Origin of the sequence: Halolactibacillus alkaliphilus (assembly GCF_900115465.1) — a bacterium.
Taxonomy (GTDB): domain Bacteria; phylum Bacillota; class Bacilli; order Bacillales; family Amphibacillaceae; genus Halolactibacillus; species Halolactibacillus alkaliphilus.
In genome coordinates this window covers 1-15,687 of record NZ_FOWN01000045.1, presented here as the reverse complement: position 1 = coordinate 15,687, position 15,687 = coordinate 1, and the positions used below count along the sequence as shown (strand labels likewise).

Annotated in this window: 16 protein-coding genes and 1 riboswitch; of the genes, 12 read left to right on the top strand and 4 right to left on the bottom strand. The window is 38.3% G+C overall.

Annotated elements, in window-relative coordinates; genetic code table 11:
- Positions 1-250 (top strand): hypothetical protein (locus tag BM163_RS13910; RefSeq protein ID WP_220083671.1); only part of this gene is annotated, 250 nt, incomplete at its 5' end.
- A 424-nt stretch (positions 251-674) separates the two neighbouring features.
- Here the strand turns inward: BM163_RS13910 and BM163_RS12935 are convergent.
- Entirely contained in the window at positions 675-1,358 is a 684-nt protein-coding gene (locus BM163_RS12935) for a phosphoribosylaminoimidazolesuccinocarboxamide synthase (RefSeq protein WP_089803599.1), read from the bottom strand.
- 82 nt (positions 1,359-1,440) lie between these two features.
- Positions 1,441-2,577, bottom strand: a complete 1,137-nt coding sequence (locus tag BM163_RS12930; protein ID WP_170243745.1) for a cysteine desulfurase family protein — start codon at positions 2,575-2,577, stop codon at positions 1,441-1,443.
- Between the two features lie 78 nt (positions 2,578-2,655).
- On the opposite strand from BM163_RS12930, the gene nadB reads away from it, so the two are divergent.
- From nadB to BM163_RS12875, 10 genes are all read left to right on the top strand, one after another.
- A complete protein-coding gene (nadB, locus tag BM163_RS12925) occupies positions 2,656-4,137 on the top strand; it encodes an L-aspartate oxidase (protein WP_089803597.1) in 1,482 nt (493 codons plus the stop codon).
- Positions 4,134-4,970: a carboxylating nicotinate-nucleotide diphosphorylase gene (gene nadC, locus BM163_RS12920; RefSeq protein ID WP_089803596.1), complete on the top strand. Its 837-nt coding sequence runs from the start codon at positions 4,134-4,136 to the stop codon at positions 4,968-4,970. Before nadB ends, nadC begins: the two co-directional genes overlap by 4 nt.
- Entirely contained in the window at positions 4,971-6,059 is a 1,089-nt protein-coding gene (gene nadA, locus BM163_RS12915) for a quinolinate synthase NadA (RefSeq protein WP_089803595.1), read from the top strand.
- Positions 6,060-6,194: 135 nt separating this feature from the next.
- A complete protein-coding gene (locus BM163_RS12910) occupies positions 6,195-7,595 on the top strand; it encodes a bifunctional metallophosphatase/5'-nucleotidase (RefSeq protein ID WP_089803594.1) in 1,401 nt (466 codons plus the stop codon).
- Positions 7,596-7,681: 86 nt separating this feature from the next.
- Positions 7,682-8,761 carry an HD-GYP domain-containing protein gene (locus tag BM163_RS12905; RefSeq protein WP_089803593.1) on the top strand — a complete coding sequence of 360 codons (1,080 nt, stop codon included), beginning with the start codon at positions 7,682-7,684 and terminating at the stop codon, positions 8,759-8,761.
- A 44-nt stretch (positions 8,762-8,805) separates the two neighbouring features.
- Complete coding sequence (yunB, locus tag BM163_RS12900) at positions 8,806-9,540, top strand: sporulation protein YunB (protein WP_170243746.1); 735 nt, start codon at positions 8,806-8,808, stop codon at positions 9,538-9,540.
- 71 nt (positions 9,541-9,611) lie between these two features.
- A riboswitch (Lysine riboswitch) is annotated at positions 9,612-9,785 on the top strand.
- A 126-nt stretch (positions 9,786-9,911) separates the two neighbouring features.
- The gene (locus tag BM163_RS12890) at positions 9,912-11,462 is read left to right on the top strand and encodes a Na+/H+ antiporter NhaC family protein (RefSeq protein ID WP_089803590.1); all 1,551 of its coding nucleotides are present in this window, start codon (positions 9,912-9,914) and stop codon (positions 11,460-11,462) included.
- 274 nt (positions 11,463-11,736) lie between these two features.
- Positions 11,737-13,212: a sodium-dependent transporter gene (locus tag BM163_RS12885; protein ID WP_089803589.1), complete on the top strand. Its 1,476-nt coding sequence runs from the start codon at positions 11,737-11,739 to the stop codon at positions 13,210-13,212.
- A gap of 1 nt (position 13,213) precedes the next feature.
- On the top strand, positions 13,214-13,321 hold the full coding sequence (locus BM163_RS12880; RefSeq protein WP_143088236.1) for a methionine/alanine import family NSS transporter small subunit: 108 nt from the start codon (positions 13,214-13,216) through the stop codon (positions 13,319-13,321).
- Positions 13,322-13,474: 153 nt separating this feature from the next.
- Positions 13,475-13,750, top strand: coding sequence for a YutD family protein (locus BM163_RS12875; protein WP_089803587.1), 276 nt, complete (start codon positions 13,475-13,477; stop codon positions 13,748-13,750).
- Positions 13,751-13,795: 45 nt separating this feature from the next.
- Here BM163_RS12875 and BM163_RS12870 read toward each other — a convergent pair whose 3' ends face one another.
- Positions 13,796-14,302, bottom strand: a complete 507-nt coding sequence (locus tag BM163_RS12870; protein WP_089803586.1) for a phosphatidylglycerophosphatase A family protein — start codon at positions 14,300-14,302, stop codon at positions 13,796-13,798.
- A gap of 494 nt (positions 14,303-14,796) precedes the next feature.
- On the opposite strand from BM163_RS12870, the gene BM163_RS12865 reads away from it, so the two are divergent.
- The gene (locus BM163_RS12865; RefSeq protein ID WP_089803585.1) at positions 14,797-14,979 is read left to right on the top strand and encodes a hypothetical protein; all 183 of its coding nucleotides are present in this window, start codon (positions 14,797-14,799) and stop codon (positions 14,977-14,979) included.
- 399 nt (positions 14,980-15,378) lie between these two features.
- Here BM163_RS12865 and BM163_RS12860 read toward each other — a convergent pair.
- The coding region (locus BM163_RS12860; RefSeq protein ID WP_143088235.1) for a transposase at positions 15,379-15,687 on the bottom strand (309 nt) is incomplete at its 5' end.

Genomic DNA, 15,687 nt, shown 5'->3' with positions numbered 1-15,687 from the left:
CTTTAAAGAAAAACTCCCACCGATGTTGTATTCGCTTGTTCCAGAGCAGAAACAAGGTCTACATCATTGGACGCAATGGGCGTATATGATGCGTACCCTGTCTTTTGTTAGAACCCATGTGTTCTACCAGACGGAACGATTCGACCAAAGCAAGTTGTGTTCCTGGAACACACTATTTCCCCAACATGCTTTAACAGATGTTGAGAAAATAGGTTTGCGGCGGTTGGAGAGTAGAAAATCCTATGCTTAGTTGAATGAGCATGGGTTGCCTTTAGGGTGTCCTTATGGAATCCCCTTCCTCAAACATTCGTGAGAATGTTAGGTGGGGGGAGTTCAATATTTTAGTATGGGTCTACTTCAAGTTGTTAGTGTCTATCTTATTTCAACTAGAGATGATAAGCGGGCGATTCACGATTTGCTTGCTAAAACTTATGTTACTAATAATTTTCCAGACTAAAAAGCAGTCGCACCTTCTTTTCCGGTAGGAGCGACTGCTTAATTTAAGTTTTTCGATACATGGCGCCTGGCACTTCTTGATTAAAGAGAAAGACAATCATAGAGACTAAAAATGTAAGTATCAAATAAATCCTCATCTAAAAATCAGGATAATGGATTATTTGACACTTTTGTTTTTAATTAAAGAACACTTTAAACGTGGTTCTAAAAAGCTCTTATCATTGGAAGAAGAGTTTTTCTAATGTAAGTGGCTCAATATACTCGCCGTCTTTAAAGGCACGCATATTACCACCTGAAATTTCATCAATTAAGAGAATATCTCCAGTTGTTTGATCGCGGCCAAATTCAAATTTAATATCATATAGTTCGATGTCTTTTTTCGCCAGCTCAGCTTTAATGACACCCGCAATTTGTTGCGTTAACGATTTTAACGTCTCATACTCTTCTTTTGTTAGGATATCAAGCATGGCTAAAGCATCTTTTGTGATGGGAGGGTCTTCTCGTCCATCATCTTTTAAGGTTACTTCGACAAACGCATCAAGCGGTTGATTTTCTTCTGCATATAAGCCGTAACGACGTAAGAAGCTACCGACTGCACGGTAACGGCAAATGACTTCTAAACCTTTACCAAAAACAGACGCAGGCTTAACGGTCATCGTTTGTTCGTCGATATGACTATCGATAAAGTGTGTCGGAATACCTTGCTTGTTTAACTGTTCAAAAAAGTAGGTCGTTAATTTTAATCCGGCTTTACCAGCGCCTTCAATTGAAAGGCCAACCGTATTGGCGCCAGGATCGAAAACACCGTCCACACCTGTGACATCGTCTTTAAACTTTAATACGTAATTTCCATCTTCACGTTGATATACGTCTTTTGTTTTTCCTTGATACGTTAATTTCATGCATTCGGCTCCTTTGTATAGATAATAATGATGAATATACTGCTTATTCTATATCAATAACGAATAATTAACAATACCCATATTATAACGTTCGTGTTTCAAGTGAATTTTTTAGTGCGAAAATGGTGGCATCTATTTCTGATTTAGTTGTAAAGTAGCCGATACTGATTCTGAAATAATGCTGATGTTGCTCAGTCGGATAGAGCGGTATTAAAGACCGGATTGCGCCTATTGTATTTGAATGACAAGCACTTCTTGTCGAGACATAGATTTGTTTGCGGTTTAAAGCTTGCTGAAAATAGTCGCCATAACTTGCTGTAGATAGACATCCGATGATATGAGAACCTTCCTCGTCTGAATTGATTACCTCAATCGGTAATTGTTCGTGTTTTAATTGGCTGATAAAATAATGTCTTAATCGTGATAAGGTATTTAATCTTTTGTTTTTGTTCGTGATGTAGTCATTTACGCAGACAGCAAAGCTCGCAATTAATCCAGCATCAATCGTTCCTTGTCTAAATCCAGCTTGTGTTTTTGATTGAAAAGGTGCGCGCCACTCTTTAGGCTGTTTAAGGAGTAAAGCACCGACGCCTTTTAGGCCATGAATTTTATGGGCTGAAAGCGATAAGGCATCGACGTAGTTAAAGATGCTTGAAAGTTTTTGTTTCCCGAAAGCTTGGACAGCATCGGTGTGAAATAATAGCTGATGGTCTTTACAAAAGTCACCAATCATCTCACTATCTTGACTAATCCCTGTTTCGCTATTAATAAGTTGAATGGTGACGAGCTTAGTGTCTGGTTGTACCGCCTTTGTTAACTGTTGTTTTGTGATCTGTCCATTTTCAGCTGGGGTGATGTAAGTAACGGACAGACGCCCTTGTTGTTCTAATAACTGACACTTGTCATATAGGGAGGCATGTTCGACAGTGCTTGTTATTATATGAATCGGTTCACCATTGAACTGGTGGAGGACGAGGTCAAGAATCAGATGATTACTTTCTGTGCCCCCAGAAGTGAAAATGATGCCATCTTGTGGTATATGAAAATAGTCGGTAAAGATTGTCTTCGCTTGGCTGATTAAGTCATCTGCCACTTCGCCTACATGATGTGGACTTGCAGGATTAGCGAAATACTGTTTTGCGACGTCTTGATAGGTTTTTAGGACGATCGGTAATGGTTTAGTCGTTGCAGCATGATCTAGATAAATCAATTGTTTCACTCTCTTCTTGAAAAAGGTTTGGGTTTCCTTTATTATATGTAAATATAGGTGTAAAGACAACTGTAAAGAAGGGTGACTATGAAACGTAAACAACTCATCATCATTGGTACGGGCCTAAGTGCCTGTCAGCTCGCGTACAATTTATTAAATGACTATGATGTGATTATGCTGTCAAAAGGCGATAAACAAACAGGTAATACGGTCAAAGCACAAGGTGGGATTGCTTGTGTAATGGATCAACACGATCATTTGGATAGTCATATACATGACACATTGATGGCCGGGAGTTTTTTAAATGATGTTGCACGAGTAGAAAAACTCATAAAGAAGGCGCCGAATGTGATGCAGTCTTTAATCCAATCAGGTTTTTTATTTGATCAAGTCGATGGCCAATTTATGTTAGGAAAAGAAGGGGCGCATCAACATCGACGCATTTTACATGCGGGTGGTGACCAAACAGGCAAACGGCTCATCTGTCACTATCATCAATTATTACAAGATAAGGTGACAATCATTGAACAAGCAACAGCGGTGGATATATTAAAGCGAGAGGGACGTTGTATCGGGGTTAGAACAGTGAATCATTACTTGGAACGACAGGACTACTTTGCTGATGCAGTTGTCCTTGCGACGGGAGGCTATGCTGGCATTTTTCAATATCATTCTAACGACCCACTCATGACAGGTGATGGGGTTGCGATGGGCTATCGAGCGGGTGCAGCTGTTAATGATTTAGAGTTTATTCAGTTTCATCCGACCTTGGCGATCGGAGACCAGCAGCGATTTTTAATCTCAGAAGCTGTTCGCGGGGAAGGGGCTAGGTTAGTGAACGGACGAGGTGAATACATCATGGATCATCATCCGTTAAAAGATTTAGCACCGCGTGATGTGGTAAGTCAAGTGTTATACGTCCTAAATCAACAAGACGAAGCAACGTATTTAGATATTCGGCCGGTTAAAGACTTTGAGCGACGTTTTCCGCAAATCACTGATTTGCTACATAAAAATGGCATCGATATAAAGCAAGGCTTGATTCCAGTTCAACCAGGAGCCCATTTTACGATGGGAGGACTGGCGGTTAATGAACAACATGAAACAACTGTTCCAAATTTATACGCGATTGGTGAAGTCGCCGCAACCGGTGTACACGGTGCCAATCGTTTGGCAAGTAATTCACTACTAGAAGCGCTTGTCTTTGGAAAAGACTTAGCGGATGTATTAAGAAATAAACCACCGATGTTGCCAGGATATGTACTTGAGAACTTACCAACAAAGGTTCAACCGCTAGATATGTCAATCGAGGCATTAAAAAAAGCCAACGAAACTTATTTGGGCGTCGTAAGAAGTCAAACAACTTTAAAGCTGTTTGAAAAAGAACTTCAAGCTTTAACTATAACCGCTCATGGCCCGATCTATCACCCAGCTAAAACATTGGACCGTTACACGTCAGAAAATATGTTGCTCGTCAGTCAACTTGTCTTACAGGCAGCGTTAAATCGAAAAGAATCCATCGGTGCTCATAAACTTACAAACAAAGATAAACAGGCGGTGAGACAGTGAATCCATTATTGCTAGAAGATCAGTTAAAACAGTTTTTTAATGAAGATATCGGTCATGATGACGTTTCAAGTCGCATTATCCCCGAAAATAAGCAAGGTTACGGGACGTTCTTAGCCAAAGATTCAGGCATTTTTTGCGGGCGCGAGGTGATAGAAACAAGTTATCAATTATTTCATGAGCCTGTTCAAATCACTTGGTACAAAGCTGATGGTGATCGATGTCAAAAGGGAGAGGTGATTTGTGGCGTCGTTGCTTCTTATCAACTCTTATTAAAAACCGAACGGGTGATTTTAAATTTGATTCAACATCTGAGTGGGATTGCGACGATGACAGCGAAGGCCATATCAAAATTAGGTCATGCGCCTGTCAAGCTTGTCGATACGCGAAAAACAACACCAGGATTAAGAATGTTAGAAAAGTATGCGGTCACGTGCGGTGGTGGCTATAATCACCGTTATGCCCTGTATGATGCGGTCATGTTGAAAGAGAATCATTTAGCTTGTTTTGATTCAATCACAGAAGCGGTCAAACGTAGTCGTCAGGTGATCTCCCACTTAACTAAAATTGAAGTCGAAATTGAAACACTGGAACAGTTACGAGAAGCGATTGAGGTAGGTGTTGATGTAATAATGTTTGATAATCTCTCGCCAGACGTCATTTCAACTTGGATTAAGGATGTCCCGTCGACGATTGTGACAGAAGCGTCGGGTAATATTACATTAGATAATATCGCTACATACCGAGACTGTGGGGTTGATTTTATTTCAATGGGGGCGTTAACCCACTCCACTGACGCATTAGATATCAGTTTACTCATCAAGGGGGAAAGCTAAGTGTTAGATTTATTCAAACAAACAACCATACCTGAACGGTTTTTACAGGCAACAGAAGCTGAACTTAAACGACAGATAATCGAAACGAAAAAAGAACTAGGTGAAGATTTATTTATCCCAGGGCACCATTATCAACGCGATGAAGTGATTCAGTTTGCTGATGCGACCGGTGATTCCTTACAATTAGCCCTCTATTCAAAAGAAAAAACAGCCAAATATATCGTCTTTTGTGGTGTACACTTTATGGCAGAGACTGCTGATTTATTGGCTCGTCCCCATCAACGCGTCATCTTACCTGATATGCGCGCCGGATGTTCAATGGCGGATATGGCGACAGAACGTCAAACGCAAGTATGTCGGGATGTTTTAACCGAGCGTTTTGGCGAGGAACTATTACCGATTACATATGTGAATTCATCGGCTGCGATCAAGGCCTTTGTTGGAAAGTACGGAGGAGCGACGGTCACATCTTCTAATGCGAAAAAGGTGATGACGTGGGCGCTAGGGCAAGGCAAAAGAATTCTATTTCTGCCTGATCAACATTTAGGCAGAAACACCGCCGTTGACTTAGGGATACCGTTAGAACAGATGGCGGTATGGGATCCGATTAAAGAAGTGTTGAATCAAACCAGTGCAGACGAACAGATTCAATTAATTTTATGGAAAGGTCACTGTTCTGTACACCAACACTTTACTGTTGAACAAATTTTTTCCTTACGAAGAGAGGAGCCCGACGTGAAGGTCATCGTGCACCCGGAATGCAATTACGACGTTGTTCAAGCAGCTGATTTCGTTGGCTCAACAAAATATATTATCGAGACGATTGAACAGAGTCCGCCAGGCAGTAAATTTGCGGTTGGTACCGAGATGAATTTAGTGAATCGTTTAAAGACGCATCATCCAGATAAATATATTCGTTCACTGAATCCGCACATGTGTGCTTGTGTAACGATGAATCGCATTGATTTACCACATTTAGCATGGACGCTCGAACAACTGATAAAAAATGACCCAATGAATGTGATCAAAGTAGACGATACAATCAGACGCGATGCCAAAGTAGCCATTACCCGGATGTTTAACATTTAAATAGTCAAACCCTATCTTAACTATTGGACGAGATAGGGTTTTTTGTATACTATGAATAAGGATATAAAAAAATAAATGAAGCTAAAAACGATATAAAAAAATAAAGAAGTAGCGAATGTGAGGGGTGGTTAAAATATGAAAGAAACATTACATATATATTATACGAGTGACTTGCATAGTCACTTTGAAAACTGGCCTAAAATTGTCCACTTCTTAAAAGAGAAGATACAACAACATAAAAGTAAACATGAACCGTATCTAATACTAGATAACGGTGACCATTTAGACCGGGTTCAGCCTATTTCAGAGGCCTCTAAAGGACTCAGTAATGTTAGATTATTGAATGAGGCACAATATGATGTGGTAACCTTCGGTAACAATGAGGGGATTACACTTGATCGTGATGAATTTTATCACTTATATGACGAAGCTAACTTTTCAGTTGTTTGTGCAAACGTTGTGAGTCAAAACGGTGACAAACCAGATTGGTTAAAGCGATACGTGATTAAAGAGGTAAGTCCGAATTTTAAGGTGGGGATCGTCGGTTTAACAGCCCCGTTTAATCACTTCTATCATCCAATGGGCTGGGATGCGCTTGATCCGTTAAAACAACTAAAACTCACACTGACAGAACTAACGCCTCAGGTCGACAGCATTATCCTCCTGTCTCATTTAGGTGTTGACCAAGATGAATTAATCGCAAAATTTTTTGATAAAGTCGATCTTATTATTGGAGGCCATACACATCATTTATTTAAAGAAGGCAAACAAATAAATAATAGCATCTTAACCGCTGTCGGTAAGTTTGGTCATTATGTCGGGGAAGCGACGCTTACATTTGACTATGAAAAGCGCGTCGTTCTTGAAAAGAATGCGTATGCTTTATCTGTAAAAACATTACCTGAAGATAAAGAGACAAGCACATTACTGCATGCGTTGTATGAACAAGCCAATCAAGCGATGAATGATGTGGTGTGTACACTAACAGCCCCTTTAGATATCGATTGGTTTAAAGAAACCACGCTGATTAAGTCACTGACAGAAACACTAAAATCATGGACTGGGGCAGATATTGCGATGTTAAATGCAGGAATTGTTCTCGAGTCATTACCAAAAGGAGACGTCACGTTACTAGACTTACATCGTATTTGTCCTCACCCAATCAATCCAGCGGTTGTTGAAATTACTGGAAGAGAACTACAAGAAGTTATTCGGGAGGGGCTAACGGAACGCTATACTCACTACCCGGTTGTTGGTTATGGTTTTCGTGGAAAGGTGATGGGTGTCTTAGTCTATGATGGCGTAGAGATTGAATTAAAAGAAGCGGATCGTCATGAACCACTCATTAGAAGTATTTATATCAATCAAAAGCTACTTGATCCAAATGAAACCTACACGTTAGCTACAGCAGATATGTTTACTTTCGGCCATTTGGCACCAAATATTGCCCATGCGCGTAAAAAAACATATTTTATGCCGGAATTCATGCGCGATTTATTAAAGTTTTCACTCGAAACCCAAACATTTAGTGTATAATGTTGATGAAACGGGTAGAAAAAAAACAAAAATTCTGTTAGGATTTTCTTAGAGAAAGACTATAGTAGAAAAAGTTGGGAACTAACATGAGATTAATTGCAGCAAAAAGTTTAGAGGAAGGTAACGAACTAGCCAAACCGATTTATAATGATCGCGGGCAAGTCCTCATTCAAAAAGATATTAAGTTAACGCGAGCGATGATTAATCGCTTGCTTCATTTAGGTGTAACGTTTGTATACATTAAGGATGCGATATCTGATGATATTATTATTCACTCACCTGTATCTGATGAAGTAAAAATAGAATCTATGCAAACTGTTAAATCCGTCTTTAATTCTTTTAAGGACAAAGGTTTTAAAGATAAAGGTTTTCTATTCGCAAAAGTTAGTGAGAATATGGCTTCTCTCGTTGACACAATTATCACTCAAATTCAACGTGACCAAGAAGTATTATCAATCATGTCAGATATTTTCATTAGTGATGACTACCTTTTTTCGCACTCGGTTAATGTGACAATGTATGCTGTTGCTCTAGCGAATGAAATGAAATTAACCCAAAAGCAAATTCGTCAACTTGGTCTTGGAGCGATGCTTCACGATGTGGGTAAAGTTTTTTTACCGGAAGAAATATTAAAAAAAGCAGGCAAGTTAAATGATTTTGAATTCGATTTAATAAAAACGCATCCAGAGCTTGGTTTTGAGTTTTTACGTTCTTCTTCAGACTTACCGTTACTTGTTGCACATTGCGCCTATCAACATCATGAAAGAATGGATGGCTCAGGCTACCCACGGGGGTTGGCGGGAGGCGATATCCACCTTTTTGGTAAAGTGTTAGGTGTAGCGGATGTATTTGATGCGGTAACGAGTCATCGTGTATATAGAGAGGCACTGTTACCGCAAGAAGGGCTTGATATACTCTTTGCAGGAAGCGGCACTTTATTTGAACCTGAAATGGTGAAATTATTTAGAGATACGATTGCCGTCTATCCAAATGGGGTTACAATTGAACTAAGTGATCACAGAAGAGCAATTGTTGTCAGACAAAATTCAAAGCTATATAATCGTCCTGTTGTGCGTGTTTTTAGTGAAAACAATCACGTTGTGACACCGTACGACCTAGATCTAGCAACTGTAAATAGTGTGACGATTACAGGATATAATTTGTAATGACTTTTCCTCTCTATCATAAATATATGGTAGGGGGGGATTTTATGTTGGTACCTTTTAAGCGATTAGTCTACACCTTTCTTATTACTTGTTTAGCTGTTATGCTATTTACAGGTTTAACACTGCTATATATAAATCATAAATTGCGTCCAGTGATTATAGATATTGCTGAAACAAAAGTAACGCAGTATGTAAATGAAGCGATGGGATTAGCGGTGCACCATACCATTTATCAAGATTTGCCTGAGGGTGATTTACTCGAATTTTATTATGATGATGAGGGAAGAGTTGTTAGTTATCAAATCAATCTTCAATTAGAAAATCAACTGAAAAATAGTATGTACCATCGAGTTAATCAATATTTAAAACTATTAGAGAAAGGTATTGTAGTTGATCGAACAGATCCGTCTTTTGATGGGAGTTTTACGCAATATGAAATAGAGGAAAATGGTGAGCGGTTGGATGAGACATTCTTTACTATTCCTTTAGGTCAAGCGTTAGATTTACCGTTATTTCAAAACTTAGGGCCTAAAATTCCAATTGAGTTGGAAGTGACGGGGTTTGTTCACGCAGAATTAGAAACCAGATTGACCCCGCTTCAAATAAATAGCATGCATATTGAGCCAGTTGTTCATTTAACAGTGGAAATAAGAACGCTTGTACCGTTTGCCTCAAAGACAGCCCGGTTGACACAAGTTATTCCTATTGGTAGTGGTGGGTTTATTGGAGATGTACCAAACATGTATTATTATCCAAGGATGTTTGAAGAAGACTTATAATTGGCATGTACTTGCATTAGTTCAATATTCTTGTTAAACTATGAAGGGAAAAATAATATACCTTATCAGATCGATGAGATAGAGGCGCATCTTAAAATCAGTAAGCTTTCTGAGGAGTCAACGATGATGGAAGTGGAAAGGGTTAGGGTGCCGAAGTATGTAGCAACTGACAACGGCTATATACTGGTGTAAGACTTAAGAAGTTTTATACTGTCATGTCTTTTGCGTGATGGGCTGTTGATCGACCGGATGATAACATAAGCGCTAACTTTAATGTCAGTAGCAGAAATAGGTTATGATCTATTTTTGTTGCTGTTTTTTTTGGGTTAATAAACAGTAGATAAGCGTATAAATAAATTCAGGAGGCTATTATGGTAGGAACAATTTATTCATTAATACCTGCAGTATTAATGTTGGTACTTGTGATGAGTACGAGGAAAATTTATTTATCTTTAGGGACGGGTATTATTGTAGGTGCTTTTATGTTACAAGATTTTAATGTAGTAGATTCAGTAGTGGAAGTGTGGACGGTCTTTTTAAATATATTTTACACATCAGAAGATGGTTTAAGTTTTGGAAGCATTTATCTGCTATCTTTCTTACTCTTGTTAGGCGTTTTAACAGCTATTCTTACAGCAACGGGAGGGAGCCGGGCTTTTGGACGATACGCGACAACCCACGTAAAATCTCGCCGAGGTGCTCAGTTATTGGCTGCAACATTAGGTGTCATTATATTTATTGATGACTATTTTAATGCCCTTGCCGTCGGTCAAGTGGCGCGCCCTGTCACAGATCGCTATCATATATCACGAGCAAAATTAGCTTATATTATTGATTCTACATCTGCACCAATAACGGTTATTTCTCCTATCTCTAGTTGGGGAGCGTATATTATAGGGACAATGGGTAGTATTTTTGCTTCAACAGCCTATATTGATTATGGCGCCTTTGAAGGATTTATTAGGATGATCCCGTTAAACATGTATGCATTTAGTTCCATTTTGTTGGTCTTTTTAGTTGCTGCTTTTAACTTAAATGTTGGCGCTATGCGTGTTCATGAAAAACGAGCTATGAAAGAACATCAATTGTTTGACCCGGCACGCGGGAGCATTGCAGGTGAATTGAAAGAAGATGTTGACCCGCATGACGAGGGGAAAATGTATCATTTAATTGTACCGATTGTGACGCTAATTATAGCCACAGTAGGTTTAATGATTTATACAGGACGCGTAGAAGCGGGAAGTGGTGCAACGATTTTAGATATCTTTGCCGCAACGGATGTTAATCTGTCGCTGTTTTTAGGAGGATTAATTAGTGTGATTGTAGGCTTTATTCTCTTTGCTAATCAGTCATCGCCTAAAGCTGATTTCATGCGCGTCATTTCGCAAGGGCTAAAATCAATGTTACCAGCAATTTATATCCTTGTCTTAGCATGGATGATTGGGGATATTATTGGTGCTCTTGAAACAGGGCAATTCTTAGCTGGTTTAGTAGAAAGTGCCTCATTTAATATTAACTACTTGCCACTTATTATTTTCCTGATTGCTGGTTTTATGGCACTATCGACTGGTACGAGCTGGGGCACATTTGGTATTATGCTTCCAATAGCTGCTCAAATAGCTATGACAGTAGATGCTACTCTTGTTTTACCCGCGATGTCGGCAGTTTTGGCTGGTTCAGTATTTGGTGATCACTGTTCACCGATATCTGATACAACAATTTTATCATCGACAGGAGCGGGAGCAAATCACATTGATCATGTTCTTACACAATTACCTTACGCTTTAATTGGTGGATTGAGCTCAATTGTTGGTTATGTTGTTTTTGCTACGACCCAAACTGTGTTATTATCTTTAAGTGTTAGTTTAATTGTTGTTTCATTTGTTGTTGTCATTATGTATTGGATAAAACATAATAAATAATAGCGTTCGGAACCAAAGGTGCAGTAATTAATTTTAATGCATTTTTGGTTCTTTTTCACTTAAATATAAAATAAAAGCGCATTCATTTGGTATTTGTCGAAAAAACCCTTTGACAATGATGACGTCAATCGCTATAATTTTAAACTGTCAGAAAAAAATAAATATTATAAGAATAAAATCGAATCTTTTAATAGAAGGTTGCATTGTTTTTTCTTTTAGTTTATAATAATCTGAAAATTCGTTTTATTCAAAAAAGAGAAGGGAAGTAATTAAAATGGAAAAACGTTCACAATGGGGGACTCGACTAGGTTTCCTTTTGGCGGCTATGGGGTCGGCAATTGGTTTGGGGAATATTTGGCGATTCCCAGCAACAGCATATTCAAATGGAGGCGGCGCTTTTTTTATTCCGTATTTATTCGCTTTATTAACAGCCGGTATTCCGTTATTGATCATGGAGTATACCATCGGTCATAAATATCGCAGCTCTGCTCCGCGAGCATTTAGAAAATTCAATAAGAAGGCAGAGTGGATTGGTTGGTGGCAAGTAGGGATTTCATTTGTTATTAATACGTATTATCCGATTATCGTTGCTTGGGCATTAATGTTTACTTATTTCTCATTTACAGAGGCGTGGGGCGCTGACCCGCAAAACTTCTTCCTAAATGATTTTTTATCGATCTCTGAACCTGGAAAGTTCGGCTCGGTTGTACCAAACGTACTCATACCACTATTACTCATTTGGGCAGTTGTTTTTGCAATTTTATATCGTGGGGTTAAAAAGGGGATTGAAGTGGCGAATAAAATATTTATTCCCCTTTTAATGGTTAGTTTTTTACTCATTGTTATTCGTGCTGTTACCCTGCCAGGTGCTCTTGAGGGCTTAAATACTTTCTTTGAACCTAATTGGGACACTATTTTTGATGGTTCTGTTTGGATTGCAGCTTATGGACAAATATTCTATAGTTTATCCATTGCTTTTGCGATAATGATCACATTTTCATCTTATCTTCCAAAAGATTCTGATATAACTAACAATGCCTTTATTACTGGGTTTGCCAACTCTAGTTTTGAACTACTTGCGGGCATTGGGGTTTTCTCTGCTTTAGGATTCATGGCTGCTCAGCAAGGGCAACCAGTATCTGAAGTTGTTCAAGGTGGGATTGGTTTAGCATTTATGGTCTTTCCTCGAATTATTAGCCAAATGCCGGCTTCTTCATTCTTCGGTGTGTTGTTCTTTGGTTCACTCGTGCTTGCGGGCCTATCTTCTATGGTGTCAATTTCTGAGACGTACATTGCTGCGCTTCAAGAGAAGTTTAGTATTAAACGCCACACAGCTGTATCTGTTGGTGTAGGACTCTCTGCTTTAGTATCTTTTGCTTATGCTAATCAAGGAGGTCTCTTCTTACTTGATACAGTCGATTATTTTATTAATAACTATGGTGTGGCACTCGTCGGTTTAATTGAGGTGGTTGTGGTTGTTTGGTTCTTACGTCAATTAACACCACTGAAAGATCATGCAAATAAGGTATCGGATATAAAAATTGGTGCTTGGTGGTCATTCTCGCTTTCTGTCATAACACCTCTTGTATTAGGGTTTATGATGATTCAAAATTTCAGAACTGATTTTACAGAAAATTACGAAGGTTATCCGACGGCGTTTTTACTAACGTATGGTTGGGCAGTTGCGTTAGGTGTGATTATTATCGGTGTTTTATTTACATTGAAAAAATGGCCAAAGGAGGATGTCTAATATGAGTTTGTCAGCGATTATTATGATGGTGTTAGGAATTGTTATAATTTGGGGAGGATTACTTCTTAGTGTTGGATATGCTGTGAAAGTTGCACGTCAACAACGCTAGGTTATATAGAACGAGTATTTAAAGCGATGACCCTAAGTGGCCATCGCTTTTTCAGCTTGTAGGCATAAAGACAAATACTGAAATGGGATAGCTGTTTAAGTCGCTATATGATAAAATAATGAAAAGACGTATGATAGAAGTGAGGGTATAAATATGTTTGAAGTTGATGGGCAAACTTACAATGTAGTTGAAGACTATAGAGATGGCTTTAATGAAGAAGCTTTTAAGCAACGCTACAGTGATATATTAGGTAAATATGATTTTATTGTTGGTGATTGGGGTTATGATCAATTAAGATTGAAAGGTTTTTATGATGATCAAAATAATAAGGCAACGTTTGATACGAAAGCAAGCACGATTAACGATTATTTATTAGAGTATTGCAATTTTGGATGTGCCTACTTTATTGTACAACGTGTTGAAAAATAAGATTAACTTAGAGAGAAAAAGCGCTCCGATTAGGGAGCGCTTTTTTTAATCAAGTTCTCTATCTGTCTTACTATGAGCAAGTCGACTTGAAGCCGCTGCTGCAATAGCACCCACGATGTCATCTAAGAAGGTATGACATTTTTCGCCCGATTTATCATTTAACTCTTTTAAAATACCTGGCTTTTGTTTGTCGATGTAACCGAAGTTAGTTAAACCAATTGAACCATATACATTAACGATTGATAGTGCGATGATTTCATCTACACCATAAAGACCTTCATCAGTAATAATTGTTTCTTGAAGCGGTTCGGCAAGTTTTTTTTCTTCTGCTAACTTATCGAGTTGAATACCAGTAAGAATGGCGTTTTGCACTTCGCGTTTAGTTAGCACCGCATCCACGTTTTCGTAACATTGCTCCATTGTTAATTCTTCATTGTAGGGTGATTGTAAATAATAAACGAGTTCGGCGATGTCGGTAATTTCGACACCTCTTTCAATGAGCCACTCGCGTGCTGTTGTTTCTAAAGCAGTTTGTAAGTTATTCTTATCCATAATATCCCATCCAATCTTTTTAAAGTACTCATTTAGTATACCCTAAACAAACAAAAATAAACAAAAAATAAATGTCATGACAGTCTTAATATTAAAGGTCTGCTGTAAAATGACATCCATAAATCCTACGAGATGTTAAAAAAGCCATGTAGATGTGTCATACCTATAAGTGACCAAACCAATAAGTTAAGCGCTCTAAATGAATCAGCATCATCCCATCACTGAAAAACGCACATTTATCCACGTACAGATATCGACAGAGAGCACTCTCATACTAAAGGCATTTAGAAATAGGATGAGTTTTTTTCAAAGTATTGCTAGCAGTATTCAAACCACCGAAAGGTGAGTCACGCATTCATAGTACCGCCTCTGCTACATCTAAGTTCTGAAAAGATAATCCTGATAAGTGAGCATCAAGTATGAAAACGTTATATAATTTTATTGAATGCGATGAACGCAATGTGTGAAATATTGATTTTCCTTGAAAAGCCAGTTTGCGTCCTCTTCGAAAAAAATCAACCGATCTACATGGGACAAATAAACGTAAGTGCGGTGGCGGTATTGAAGAACGTGATCCTATTGGTTTAATACGAGAAGCATTAGACCACTGTGAACTAGATTTAGTCATCGGAAAAAAGACAAGCGCGAAATTAAGTCGCAAAAAAGCTGTGGAATAAATCAACAGAATACATTCGTGAAGTCATGCTTAAGGTCATTAAGAAACATGAGCCCGAGAATTCCAAAACCATTATGACAGATAACGGCTCAAAGTTTGTGACACTGAGTAAAATTAAAAGATACTTATAAGCATATTGGCATGGTTTTTAGAAAAGTTTATACATTAGACTTTACCATGCAGGTGAGATTTTTGATCGGATGAGATAAAAAAGCAATGATGCTATTGATTCAAGCAAAATTAAACCGCTCTTTATTGTTTTAATGCTGTTAGAATTAAATTAAATAGGAAAGGGTAGTAAAATTATGAAAAGAAAGTTCTTAATGTGAATCAATTTCATAATTGCTCTTTTTAAAAAATCAAACACGACCAGAATTTCAATGTTTGTCTTAAAATTTTTTTATGCTATTTGATATTGCTTTAGGAATGAGCCTAAACGATCTGCTGCTAGTTTTGATGCATTATAAATAAGCGTCACTAAATCAAAGTGAGCTTTTGCACGTTTTCCTGTACGGTAACGAACATTATTAAGCTGGAAAAACTCCTTAAGATAGCCATTTACTCTTTCGACAGAACTGCGACGTTTAGCAATAGTTTTCCATGCCTGCGAACCACGAGCAGGAGCTGAATATTTCCGAAGATCTGTTGTTATTTTAACCTTGTACACTTTTTGACAAATACCTTCGGTATTTAAGGGACAGTCACTACA

Bases quoted from the DNA above. Each gene is read 5' to 3' on its own strand.
- BM163_RS12935 (WP_089803599.1), bottom strand. From the start codon at position 1,358: ATGAAATTAACGTATCAAGGAAAAACAAAAGACGTATATCAACGTGAA.
- nadB (WP_089803597.1), top strand. From the start codon at position 2,656: ATGAAACGTAAACAACTCATCATCATTGGTACGGGCCTAAGTGCCTGT.
- BM163_RS12910 (WP_089803594.1), top strand. From the start codon at position 6,195: ATGAAAGAAACATTACATATATATTATACGAGTGACTTGCATAGTCAC.
- BM163_RS12905 (WP_089803593.1), top strand. From the start codon at position 7,682: ATGAGATTAATTGCAGCAAAAAGTTTAGAGGAAGGTAACGAACTAGCC.
- yunB (WP_170243746.1), top strand. From the start codon at position 8,806: ATGTTGGTACCTTTTAAGCGATTAGTCTACACCTTTCTTATTACTTGT.
- BM163_RS12890 (WP_089803590.1), top strand. From the start codon at position 9,912: ATGGTAGGAACAATTTATTCATTAATACCTGCAGTATTAATGTTGGTA.
- BM163_RS12885 (WP_089803589.1), top strand. From the start codon at position 11,737: ATGGAAAAACGTTCACAATGGGGGACTCGACTAGGTTTCCTTTTGGCG.
- BM163_RS12880 (WP_143088236.1), top strand. From the start codon at position 13,214: ATGAGTTTGTCAGCGATTATTATGATGGTGTTAGGAATTGTTATAATT.
- BM163_RS12875 (WP_089803587.1), top strand. From the start codon at position 13,475: ATGTTTGAAGTTGATGGGCAAACTTACAATGTAGTTGAAGACTATAGA.
- BM163_RS12870 (WP_089803586.1), bottom strand. From the start codon at position 14,302: ATGGATAAGAATAACTTACAAACTGCTTTAGAAACAACAGCACGCGAG.